This window comes from uncultured Parabacteroides sp. (assembly GCF_905196875.1).
In the GTDB taxonomy this organism is placed as follows: domain Bacteria; phylum Bacteroidota; class Bacteroidia; order Bacteroidales; family Tannerellaceae; genus Parabacteroides.
On the sequence record NZ_CAJJWO010000020.1, the window covers coordinates 1 to 11,312 of the forward strand.

An 11,312-nucleotide genomic window follows, 5' to 3' on the forward strand; every position below is an offset into this window, starting at 1 on the left:
ATTCCTTGATTATTTTATGAAGTTCAATATTATTCTGCTGATAATCTTTTTACTTACAAGTTGCTCCACCCGCAAACAAACTCATTCGTCCCGGCAACAAACCGATAGCTTACGGCAAACCAGCCGGCTATCTGTCCGGACAACTAAAATCCCTGAAAGCCGTGCCCGTTTAACTGTCCCTGTCGGCACGTTGAAAAAGTTGCCTGCCGGTGCAGCCTTTGTTCAAAAAAGCGGACAAGCAACCGCTGAAATCCGCTTCCTGCACGACACATTGTTTGTCTACGCCACCTGCGACAGCTTGCAAGCGCTGGTTTATCAATATGAAGAAGAAACTGAGCAACTACATGTCCGGCTGGAAAATAGCCAAACTAAAAAATCCCAAAAACAACGTACTGTTCTTGGGATTTTCGGCTTACTATTTATTGTTTGTCTCTTCTTTAAATGGAGGCGTGTTAGGGACATTTAGATTACTGAACCGTTACTTGCAACGGTTGTTTAACCTTCTGAGCGAATTCCTGCACATACTTGAACCATTCGGCAGAGTTCCGGAAACCCCATTTACTCCATCCGGCTCCGGTATAATAAGTATATTCGCTTCCCGGTGCATAAGTCGTATATGCCAGTACGTGGCCGTCTGCTCCGCGTTGCTTCTTTTCAGTATCGGAGAAGTTGACGGCTTTTGCCTCACTGAGCTTTTCCGGGAATACGGCGCCAACGAAGATTTGTCCGTTTGTAGCATCTTCCGGGTCTGCATAAGCGATATAACCATTGGTTGCGTCAGCCTGATAATCTGTACTTGGTTCATGTAGAACGATACCGGTTACCAACGGGGTCGGTTCGTTCAGGTTCGCAAATGAAAGTGCTATTTTATTCATCTGTGAACCGGCATCCAAGGAAAGTATGCGTGTTTCAATAACATTGTCATTCCCTTTTACAGTCAGCGGATTATAAACCAGCTTAACTGTGAAGCGCAATGGACCGTTATCCAGGATCTCATACTCTTTATAGCAGTACGGATAAACAATAGAGTCGTTAGCTAAAAGGGCGGAAGTACCAGCACCCAATGTCGGGCCTACCTTGTAGTAATCCAGCCCGTTACCATGATCGATGTGATAAGAGATGGAGTTTGCCAATTCCTGTGCCGCTTTCTTGTCTGTCTTTTGCAACTCGGCGATTTTGGCTCTCGACTCCGGATTCAACTCTGTCTTGTAACGCATGTCGACTACTGGTTCCGATACACATTTTACCCAGATATCATATCCGAAAGCCTGTTCGCCGGTAGCCTGTAAAGCCGGACCATAGGTACGGAAAGCGATACGGTCGTTTTCCCAGGCAATATCATCCACACGTTCCGGATAGAACTTACCGCAAGCTACAATGGCCGGCTTGTCTGGTGTACCCGGTTTGATCTGATAAGTAACGTTGCTGTTTGCGTTCACATCAACAGGGAAAATAATTTTATTGTCATAGGTGATCTGGTAAGGGATCTGCGTACCATTGTTGTCGGAGATGATGAAAGACTCACCATTCAGCTTAGCTACTGCATCCATTGAAATCTCTGTGATTTCGTTTGAACGGGCAATGGAAGAGGGGTTTGTAACTGTGATGTCTACGCTCTTTTCCTGTGTGCAGGCAAAAGCGCTGGCGGCCAGAAATAGGGAAATAATCTTTTTCATACAATATTATAGTGTTAGTTCATAAATATTTCGCTACTGGTAATCTTAGAATGAAACCGGCAGTAAAAGTAGGAATATTCGACAAGTTTACAAAGCTGATTTATGGTAAACAAAATTATTTCTGTTCGGTGATGCTTCCGGTCATGCAGTATACTGTTGTTTTCATCGTTTCTATTATATGATGTTGAAGCAGTGTTTACTTATTCTGATGTTGATGGGTGTTTCTCATTTCCGGCTATATGCACAAAGCTGGAGTAAGGAGGATTCGGTTTGGTTGTCAGGTGTTATGTCGGGAAAAGATACGATCCGTATCAATCCGGAGTTTCAGAAGGCGATCGATAGTGGTACATTTATTCATCTGGAGGACGAACCCGGACAACGAATGCTGGAAGCCCCGACGGAGTTGCCTATCCTGAAAGACTTTTCCGAATATTTGCATGCCGATGCGGACACTGTTCGTGATAGTCAGCTCTATAGATCGATGCCGCCCAGTGTCTACCGTTTGTATGTAATAGAGTTGGATACCTGTTTGCCGATAAATAAAGGTGCGTATACACCGCCGCCTACACGTTTGATCGATAAGAAAGAGATAAAAGTAGGAAAACTTCCGGTAGCCGTTGCTGCAGGAGGGAGAAACCTCTATGATACGGATATTGTGAAAGACGGACAGAAACGCGGTACGCTGACCGGTTCTGCCAAATTTTATTTCTCTCTGGATGATATGCTGAAATGGGTTTTCTCCAAAAAAGAAAGAAATAAGCGGAAGAACCGTAAGCGGGATGATACGTGGCGTTATTATAATTCGATGCCCTGACAGTTGGTTTGGGTTTCTAAAATAAAAAGACTTCCGTCGGTATATAAACGAACCCGGCGAAAGTCTGAAATTAAGCGAAAGCTTTTATAGTTTACTCTTCTTTTTTATTCAGTCTGTAACTGAGAGCACCTGACGGACATTTATTGATCTGTGCGATCAGCTCCTCCGTAGTTGCATTTTCAATTTTTATCCAGGGTCTTTCCTTGGGGTTGTATACCTGTGGTAATGTTTTTACACAAATACCTGCATGCTTACATAATTCGGGCTGCCAGATAATGGTCAACTCGCCATTTGAATATTCAATTTGCTTTCCCATATATATTCGCTTTATCCTACATTAATGCCTCTCATTACTATACGTCGCCAATCCGGATGCTTTTTAATATATCCGGCTACAAAAGGACATAGCGGCACCAGGCGTAACTCCTGCTTTTCGATATCCTTCAGTACTTTTTCGACTAATTGGCTTCCTACACCCTTTCCTTCCAGTTGGACCGGAACCTCCGTATGTGTAAGATAGATTTCTCCTGTTTTATTTTTGATATACTCGATCTTTGGAACCAGTTTGCCAATATGAAACTCGTATTGATGATCCTCCCTATTATCAATTAATTCGTAATCGTCCATTTTTTTACTCTTTTTATTAATGTCCTCTTATATTTCAAACATTTTATACAGAAGCTTTGTTTTGGATATTTTCGATTTTCTGTAGCCAAGTCTCCGATAACGAAATTATGTCAAACTCCTGTTTCTGATTGTAAGTTAGAGTTTGTTTATTCTTACGAATTAATATGAATATATGCTTTTGGGTGAAACTTTTATTACTCGTGATCTGTTTTATAATTATAAAACAAAGTCATTTTGTTTTCAAAGAGGGAATAATTGATGAATAATGGTATAATTGACTAATAAGGATGTAAAATGGAACATCTCTGTTTTATTTTTAATTGTTAGTTTTAAGTCACATATCAAAAATGGAGTGTTATGAATAAGAATGACGTTGGTTCAAATGCCGGTAAGATATGGCATTTGCTTGCAGAGAGGGGCAACATGTCCATCAGAAAAATTGGAGAAATGACTCATTGTACAGAGTCTGTTATTTTTCTGGCTTTGGGTTGGTTAGCCCGGGAGAATAAAATACGTTTCCGGAGCGACGGTAGCGATATGCTGTTTGTTGAAATAAATATTCCGCTAACAGAAACGTATTATTAAATAGGACACTAAAATTTTAGGCGCAACGAGTAAAGGGATACAAATGATTTGTAGCCCTTTTTTTGTTTGCGCCTATCTGTGTTTCTATTTCCGGTAATGACAGCAGGTCGGAAGCTTGTCGTAAACATTTTGGTCTGCTTTGTACTTATCATTGTCGTGTCCTGCGGCGGCAATAGCTTTGGCTATGTCATCGGCGGAGGTTTGTTTAGGGTCAAACTGTAAATGTATCATCTGGGTATCTTTGTCCCACATGGCGGATGAGACTCCTTTAATACTTTTGGCTGTATCTTCGATACGTTGTTTACACATATCGCAGGCACCTTTTACTCCGAACATGGCATGTTCGCTTTGTGCATTGGAGGCTTGCGTAGAATGTCCGGCATGTCCGGAGTGTCCGGTCATCGGTTGTGCAGCCTTTCCGTCATTGTTCATCATAGAAGGTTTTCCTTCCAGCTGGGCGCTGGCATCGATTGAAAAGACCCCGTTTGTTACAATTTCTTCTCCATCGGATAATCCTTTCAGTATGACATAAGCATTGCCTAACGACGGACCCAATTCTACTTCCCGCATTTGGAAAGTGGGCGTGGAGATGTCCGGCTGTTTGACATATACTATTGCGCGTTTACCGGTCCAAAGTATGGCTGTCTGTGGAACGACAATCTGATCCTTGTATCCTTTTAAAGCTGCATTGACGGTGGCTGTCGCATACATTTCCGGTTTCAGTTCCATCTGAGGGTTGGATACCTCGACACGTACGCGGGAAGTACGGCTGGTAGCGTTTACAATGGGGTCGATAAATGCAATCTTGCCTTTGTATACTTTTCCGGGAAGAGCCTGCAAGGTGAATTCCACCGGATCGCCTTTACTTAAGAAAGGCAGGTCGACTTCGTAAGCATCGAACATAGCCCATACCTTGGAAAGGTTAGCTACATCGAATAGGACAGCTCCTTGTGATACATAATCTCCCTGGCTGACCTTTTTCGATATGACGATACCGCTGGTGTTTGATTTGATTTCTACTAACGGGGAAGTTGTACCCGATTGCTCGATGGCTATTATTTGTGCATCGGTCATTTTCCAGAGTTGCAGTTTTTCTTTGGCTGCCTGGATCAATGCCGGTTGTTGCATTTTTATAGCTTCCAGTAATTCCTGTTGGGCTGTAAATAGTTCCGGTGAGTATAAGGTGGCAAGTGTCTGTCCGCTACGTACGGTTTCTCCTGTAAAATCGACGGCAAGGTTTTCGATGCGCCCTCCTACATGAGCTGTCTGCGATTGAAGACTCCGTTCGTCCGGTGTTATTTTGCCATAGAGACGTACTTGTTTTACCGGATTTTCCTTACTGACGCGCGATGTCTGTACATCGGCCAGCGCCATTGCTTCTTCAGATAACTGGATAGACGAAGGATCGATGTTTTCGTTATTGTTACCGCTTTTGCGTACTGGTATCAGGTCCATACCGCAGATAGGGCATTTACCCGGTTTATCCTGTCGGATTTGAGGATGCATGGAACAGGTCCATACCCCGTTTTCATCCTGTTGCAGATCGTGGCTATGGGAATGCCCGGCTATGCTGTCATGAGAATGATCGTGATGGCTACTGTCTGTCTGCGGGGTGGAGGAAGGGCTGAATAATAACCAGCCGACTAATAATCCTGCGAGTGCGAATATTATATATTGAACTTGCTTTGTCTTGATCCATTCTTTTATCTTTTTCATACGATTAATCATTTAATGAGGTTGCTACTAATTTTTCCATGCCGGCTACCATTGTGTTGTACTCGGCAATTGCTTCACTTTTTTTGAGACTGTAATCCAGTAACTGGCGTTCGACTTGTATAATGTCGGTGAGGCTGGTCACTCCGGCTGAAAATTCTCGTACCATCAGTTGCCAGGTGGATAAAGCCAGGTCCTGCTGCTTTTTATACAAGCTGATTTTACGGGCTGCATCTGCCAGTTGTTGTTTGACTGTCTGATACTCGGCCTGCAACTGGTTCAGCGTATTTTCATATTTCAGCTCACTTGCCTGGCGGTAATGTTTACTTTCCCGTTGTTGTGCGTTATATTTCTTTCGGAAAATGGGGATGCTTATCTTGAACATAGGCATGACCATATCCATTCCGTTCATGTCAGGCATAACCATTGCATTGTCCGATTTACCGACTACCGAATATTGCAGGCCGATACCGAACATTGGATAACTCATTTTCTTATCCATTATTGCTTTGGCCTTATAGGCATTCGCCTCTGCTTCCAGCATCGATAACATCGGATTGGCCAGGATAATGCTGTCGGTCATCGTTTTGTCATCTGCCAGGAAACGAATTTGTATCAGTGAGTCGGATACAGCCACTCTTGTCTGTTGATCGCGGTTCAATAGGGCGTTGAAACGAGCTTCGGCTGCAGTACGGTTGGAGATAATTACTTCCAGATTATTCTCAAGTTCTGCTTTTTCTATCTGGATACGCAATACATCTGACATACCTCCGGAAGAATTTCCTGTACCCATAGGGCTTCCTCCCATGCCAGACATTCCGCTATTATTGGATGCAGGCATGGCTGTTGCTGTTGGCGAAGTATTTCCTGCTCCTCCCATATTGTCCATACTGTTTCCGGATGAGACAGGTACAGCCTGGGAGGTATTGGCTACAGGGGGAGTTACTGTCGGTGTGGGAGTTACACCGGGTGCGGAGAAACGCTTAAGTGCCAACTGTTCCAATTGGTCCAGTAGAATAAGATTTGCCTGTGTATTTTTATACTGTTCATTCAGATTGCATAGTTGATACCACTGGCTTTTGACCTCATAGAACAGGTTGTTTCTGGCATCACGGAATTGTTCGTAAGCCATACGGGACATTTCAGTCGCTTCGTTACGTGCTGCTTTTTGTGTTCCGAACCAGGGAAACATCTGCATGAGTGTGAAGTCTGCAATCTGTTTTCCTCCCAGTGTTTCCATGGGTTTGACAAAAAGGCCTATATCCAATTCCGGATCGGAGTAGGCTCCCGCCTGTGGGATTTTTTCCAGCGAAGCTTTATAAAGAGCGAAGTTGGAGTTAACCAGCGGATTATTGCGTGCGGCTGTTTCCAGATAGTAAGCAAGGCTATCTGCCTGCTGTGAATATCCGGATAAAGTACCGAGCAGTAAGGCGATGCTGATCAGATATAGTTGTATTTTGAGATTATTCTTCATCGTTTTTATCATTTTCAATGTTTTGTTTCTTTTGTTCTTTCTTCATTACGCTCTCACGCCACCAGCATTGCAGGACGGGTACGACAAACATAGTCATAGACTGTATCAGCATTCCCCCGAAGGTGGGTATTGCCATCGGCACCATGATATCGGCTCCTTTTCCTGTCGAGGTCAATACGGGAAGTAAGGCAATCAGTGTTGTTGCCGTTGTCATGGCAGCCGGTCGTACACGTTTTAATCCGGCAGTAACTACGGCTTCCCGTATGGCTTCTTTCGTACGGGGATTTTGCCGGAGGAATGTTTGGTGGATGTAAGTACCCATCAATACACCGTCGTCGGTAGCTACACCGAACAAAGCGATAAACCCGACCCAGACGGCAACACTCAGGTTGATGGTATGCATCTGGAAAAGATCCCTCATATTCTCTCCACCGACAGAAAAGTTCATAAACCAATCCTGTCCATACAGCCAAAGCAGGATGAACCCTCCGGCAAAGGCAACGAATACACCGGAGAAGTGGATAAGAGAGGCTGTAATCGTCTTGAACTGGAAATATAAGACCAATAGAACAATCAGTAATGCCAGAGGCACTACAATTGCCAGCCGCTGGGTAGCCCGTTCCTGTTGCTCATAATTCCCTGCAAACTTGTAAGATACCCCTTTGGACAGTGTCAGTTCCCCGTTCTTTATTTTTTGTTCAAGTACGCGGGTGGCTTCTTTAACCACGTCGACTTCTGCTTTACCGGATATTTTGTCGAATATGACATAACCGACCAGGAACGTGTTTTCACTTTGTATCATCTGGGCTCCACGTGTATAATCTATATCGGCCAGTTCTTTCAATGGTACCTGGGCTCCTGTTGCCGTAGGAACTAGTAACATAGACAATGCTTCCGGATTATCCCGCAATTCGCGGGCATAACGTAGGCGGACCGGAAAACGCTCCCTTCCTTCGACCGTTGTCGTTAATACCATTCCACCGACAGCAGCACTTAATATTTCCTGTAAATCTTCTACGTTCACTCCATAACGCGCCATGTTGTCCCTGTTTAAATTGATCTCGAGATAAGGAGCACCTACCGCCCTGTCATAGAATACAGAGGAAGGGATCACAGCAGGCACTTCTTTTAATGCCTGCTCGATAACTTTACCGCTCTGTTCGATCGTTTCCAGGTCGGGACCGTATATTTTTAATCCCATTGGGGCACGCATACCGGTTGACAACATTACGAGACGAGCCTCGATTGGTTGCAACTTGGGAGCTGAAGTAAGACCCGGCAGATGGGTGACATTTACTATCTGTTGCCAGATATCATCTGTGTTTTTTATTTCCGGTCGCCACTGGCGGAAATAGTCTCCTTTACTGTCGGCTATCAGGCTGTCTTTGGGAATGAGCCGGAAACCGTCAGCCGGATTGTATGTATCGCCGTTCTTCAGAATGTAGGCACCCTGTTTATTAACCTTGAAACGTTCCCTTTGCCCGTCTTTATTCAGAATGTATTCAGGACGATAGTTTATCGTATTTTCAAACATTTGTGCCGGAGCAGGGTCGAGGGCTGAGTTGACACGTCCCCATTTCCCGATGGCTGTCTCCACTTCCGGAATGGCTGCCAGGCGTTTGTCGAGCGCTTCGATATAATCGAGGTTTTGTGCAATCCCGGTATGAGGCATGCTGGTGGGCATCAGGAGGAAGGAGCCCTCGTTCAGGCTGGGCATAAACTCTTCGCCTATACCGGGAAACTCAGCGGATGCTTTTTCCCAAAAAGTTGTCTGGCGGAAATCTTTCCATCCAAGCGTTTCCATCCCTGATGCAACGAAGCCGAATGTTTTATTAAATCCTATCCATATAATGATACCGAACAGGATTGTTGTCGTAGGGATGATCATGAACTGCCAACGGTGGCTAAGACACCATCTTAATATCTGTTCGTAGTAGATTACCAGCAGCCATAGGAGGGTTAAGATGACAACGATACAAGCCGCAACAAAAAGTATGTTGGATAATAATCCGGCCTGAGGTCCCATCGGCAGCCATTCTTCCGATAGATAATAAACTGCCACTAGCAACGTGATACCTATATTTATATAGTTGCTCATCTTTGGATTTTTCCAGTAGAAAGCAAACAGGTTGTTCAGTCCGACAGCCGTAAGGCCAAGTGCCGGAATACTACTGTAAATGATCGATAATAGAATACCTGATACAATAAGGATATAATTGGCTATCTTTCGTATCGATTTGGATTTGATCCGGACAGAGAACAGCAAATAAGAAAGTGTCGGCAGCAGGATTAGCCCCAGTATGAAAGCGGATGCCAGTGCATACGTTTTAGTATAGGCGAGGGGAGAGAACATTTTCCCTTCCTGAGCCTCCATGGCAAATACGGGTAAAAAGCTGACTATTGTGGTGATCATAGCCGTTGCTATGGCTCCGGAGACTTCACTGACAGCTTTGTAGATAAGGTTGACCAATGCTTTCCCGCCTTTGATCCCTTTGTTCTCCGGCATTTCCATATAACGAATGATGCTTTCTACAAATACGACCCCTACATCGACCATAACTCCGATTGCAATGGCAATACCGGACAAAGCAACAATGTTCGCTTCTATCCCGGTGTATTTCATAATGATGAATGTAGCCAGTACGGCTACTGGGAGCATACTTGCTATTACTACGGATGCACGCAGATTAAGGACTAATACAATGATCACGATGATACAGATCAGTATTTCGTGTGAGAGCGAAGTCTCAAGTGTTCCGATCGTTTCTTTGATCAGGTCGGTCCGGTCGTAAAAAGGTACGACACTAACCTTCGACACAGTGCCATCCGCCAGTGTTTTTTGGGGAAGTCCGGCTTCTATCTCTTTAATCTTAGCTTTAACATTGTCGATCACTTCCAACGGATTCGCTCCGTACCGGGCGATAACAACTCCCCCCACAGCTTCTACGCCTTCCTTATCCAATCCGCCACGCCGGGTACCCGGACCGATATTCACGAAAGCGACATCCGATATGCGTACTGGTACACCGTCCCTGACGGTTACGACTGCTTTTTCCAGGTCAGATACATCTTTAATATAGCCAAGTCCACGGATCAGGTATTCTACTTTGTTGATCTCCATCGTTTCGGCACCGATATCGAGATTACTTTTCTTTACGGCATTCATGATATCCATGACGGAAACGTTGAAGGCGCGCATGGCATCTGGGTTCAGTTCTATCTGATATTCTTTTACAAAACCTCCGGCAGAAGCCACTTCCGATACTCCTTCGGCCGCGGAAAGGGAATATTTTACATAGAAATCCTGTATGGTGCGTAATTCTTCTGCATTCCAGCCACCGGTAGGTTTCCCTGTCTCCGGGTTTCTGCCTTCCAGGGTGTACCAGTATATTTGACCCAGAGCTGTGGCATCCGGACCTAATGCTGGTTGAACGCCTTCCGGCAAGGTACCGGATGGCAGCGAATTCAGTTTTTCCAGAATCCTTGAACGACTCCAGTAGAACTCTATATCATCGTCGAAGATGATGTAGATGAACGACATCCCGAACATGGAGCTACTCCGGATGCTTTTTACTCCCGGAATCCCCAATAGGGAAGTGGTCAGTGGATAAGTGATCTGATCTTGTATATCTTTTGGCGATCGTCCCATCCATTCGGTTGCGACGATCTGTTGGTTGTCACCGATATCCGGTATTGCGTCTACCGGGATCGGATTACGTGGAATAATACCTCCGTGCCAGTTGAAAGGAGAGGTTGATATACCCCAGACAACGACCAATATTAATAATAGAATGGTTACAACCCTGTTATCAAGGAAATAACGGATTATTTTATTTAGCATAGGATGATGTTTTAATCAAAATGATTTAATTAATGCATAAAATCTTGTTGCAATAGGTAGACTTTGTTTTCCAAAGAATACCTATGCATGTAAACTTCCCTCTTGCGTTATGCAAAAGGAACAAATAATTCTTATTTATTGTTTATTGAAGTATAAACAAAAATAGGTAAGTCCGGTCTGTAAAACCGGTATTAATTAAATCAGAAAGGAACAATTGCGAATGCATAGCTCTGAGCCACTACATTCGGGTGGGGATTTAAAAAAGGAAAAGGACGAAATCGATTCATCTGTATCAGACAAAACCAAAAATTCCCTTATATCGAATAATAAAGATAGAGTGACTGGTGTATAATCGAAAGTCGGCACTTGGTTGACATTCTGGTCTACGGTCATCTTGATCAACTGCGTCTCTGTCGAGCAGCAATGAGGTGATTGCTTCTTCTCCTTGCAGGAAGGGCATATATCTGTCAGCCATAAATCCACTTCTACCAGTTTACCCATACAATGATGGATATTCAGAGCTATTCCACTGGAGACTCCGACATATAGAATTGTTAATATGACTAAGAGATATTTTTTCAT

General features: G+C 44.2%; 9 protein-coding genes and 1 pseudogene. 3 read left to right on the plus strand and 7 right to left on the minus strand.

The genetic code is table 11. The features are described 5' to 3' along the window. A pseudogene (locus tag QZ076_RS08985) lies at window positions 1-466 on the plus strand (hypothetical protein); the annotation flags it as partial. 1 nt (window position 467) lies between these two features. On the opposite strand, the gene QZ076_RS08990 reads toward QZ076_RS08985, so the two are convergent. After that, window positions 468-1,676, minus strand: a complete 1,209-nt coding sequence (locus QZ076_RS08990; protein WP_293712594.1) for a DUF4861 domain-containing protein — start codon at window positions 1,674-1,676, stop codon at window positions 468-470. Window positions 1,677-1,854: 178 nt separating this feature from the next. Here QZ076_RS08990 and QZ076_RS08995 point away from each other — a divergent pair, with 178 nt between their 5' ends. Beyond that, on the plus strand, window positions 1,855-2,490 hold the full coding sequence (locus tag QZ076_RS08995) for a hypothetical protein (RefSeq protein ID WP_293712596.1): 636 nt from the start codon (window positions 1,855-1,857) through the stop codon (window positions 2,488-2,490). 91 nt (window positions 2,491-2,581) lie between these two features. Here QZ076_RS08995 and QZ076_RS09000 read toward each other — a convergent pair whose 3' ends face one another. Together QZ076_RS09000 and QZ076_RS09005 are read right to left on the minus strand one after the other, a co-directional pair. Further along, window positions 2,582-2,806, minus strand: coding sequence for a (4Fe-4S)-binding protein (locus QZ076_RS09000; RefSeq protein ID WP_293712598.1), 225 nt, complete (start codon window positions 2,804-2,806; stop codon window positions 2,582-2,584). Between the two features lie 11 nt (window positions 2,807-2,817). Further along, window positions 2,818-3,117, minus strand: a complete 300-nt coding sequence (locus QZ076_RS09005; RefSeq protein ID WP_293712600.1) for a GNAT family N-acetyltransferase — start codon at window positions 3,115-3,117, stop codon at window positions 2,818-2,820. Between the two features lie 357 nt (window positions 3,118-3,474). Between QZ076_RS09005 and QZ076_RS09010 the strand changes: the two genes are divergently transcribed. After that, window positions 3,475-3,702, plus strand: coding sequence for a winged helix-turn-helix domain-containing protein (locus QZ076_RS09010; protein WP_293712602.1), 228 nt, complete (start codon window positions 3,475-3,477; stop codon window positions 3,700-3,702). An 84-nt stretch (window positions 3,703-3,786) separates the two neighbouring features. On the opposite strand, the gene QZ076_RS09015 is transcribed toward QZ076_RS09010, so the two are convergent. The 4 genes from QZ076_RS09015 to QZ076_RS09030 all read right to left on the minus strand — a co-directional run bounded on the left by QZ076_RS09015 (window position 3,787) and on the right by QZ076_RS09030 (window position 11,312). Beyond that, window positions 3,787-5,418, minus strand: a complete 1,632-nt coding sequence (locus QZ076_RS09015; protein WP_293712604.1) for an efflux RND transporter periplasmic adaptor subunit — start codon at window positions 5,416-5,418, stop codon at window positions 3,787-3,789. 4 nt (window positions 5,419-5,422) lie between these two features. Then, window positions 5,423-6,871 carry a TolC family protein gene (locus QZ076_RS09020; protein ID WP_293712712.1) on the minus strand — a complete coding sequence of 483 codons (1,449 nt, stop codon included), beginning with the start codon at window positions 6,869-6,871 and terminating at the stop codon, window positions 5,423-5,425. Between the two features lie 7 nt (window positions 6,872-6,878). Continuing rightward, window positions 6,879-10,730, minus strand: a complete 3,852-nt coding sequence (locus QZ076_RS09025) for an efflux RND transporter permease subunit (RefSeq protein WP_293712606.1) — start codon at window positions 10,728-10,730, stop codon at window positions 6,879-6,881. Between the two features lie 195 nt (window positions 10,731-10,925). Beyond that, a complete protein-coding gene (locus QZ076_RS09030) occupies window positions 10,926-11,312 on the minus strand; it encodes a hypothetical protein (protein ID WP_293712608.1) in 387 nt (128 codons plus the stop codon).

What these genes read in the sequence shown, in the direction of transcription:
- QZ076_RS09010 (WP_293712602.1), top strand. Translation starts at nt 3,475, where the DNA reads ATGAATAAGAATGACGTTGGTTCAAATGCCGGTAAGATATGGCATTTG.
- QZ076_RS08990 (WP_293712594.1), bottom strand. Translation starts at nt 1,676, where the DNA reads ATGAAAAAGATTATTTCCCTATTTCTGGCCGCCAGCGCTTTTGCCTGC.
- QZ076_RS09015 (WP_293712604.1), bottom strand. Translation starts at nt 5,418, where the DNA reads ATGAAAAAGATAAAAGAATGGATCAAGACAAAGCAAGTTCAATATATA.
- QZ076_RS09025 (WP_293712606.1), bottom strand. Translation starts at nt 10,730, where the DNA reads ATGCTAAATAAAATAATCCGTTATTTCCTTGATAACAGGGTTGTAACC.
- QZ076_RS09005 (WP_293712600.1), bottom strand. Translation starts at nt 3,117, where the DNA reads ATGGACGATTACGAATTAATTGATAATAGGGAGGATCATCAATACGAG.
- QZ076_RS09000 (WP_293712598.1), bottom strand. Translation starts at nt 2,806, where the DNA reads ATGGGAAAGCAAATTGAATATTCAAATGGCGAGTTGACCATTATCTGG.
- QZ076_RS09030 (WP_293712608.1), bottom strand. Translation starts at nt 11,312, where the DNA reads ATGAAAAAATATCTCTTAGTCATATTAACAATTCTATATGTCGGAGTC.
- QZ076_RS08995 (WP_293712596.1), top strand. Translation starts at nt 1,855, where the DNA reads ATGATGTTGAAGCAGTGTTTACTTATTCTGATGTTGATGGGTGTTTCT.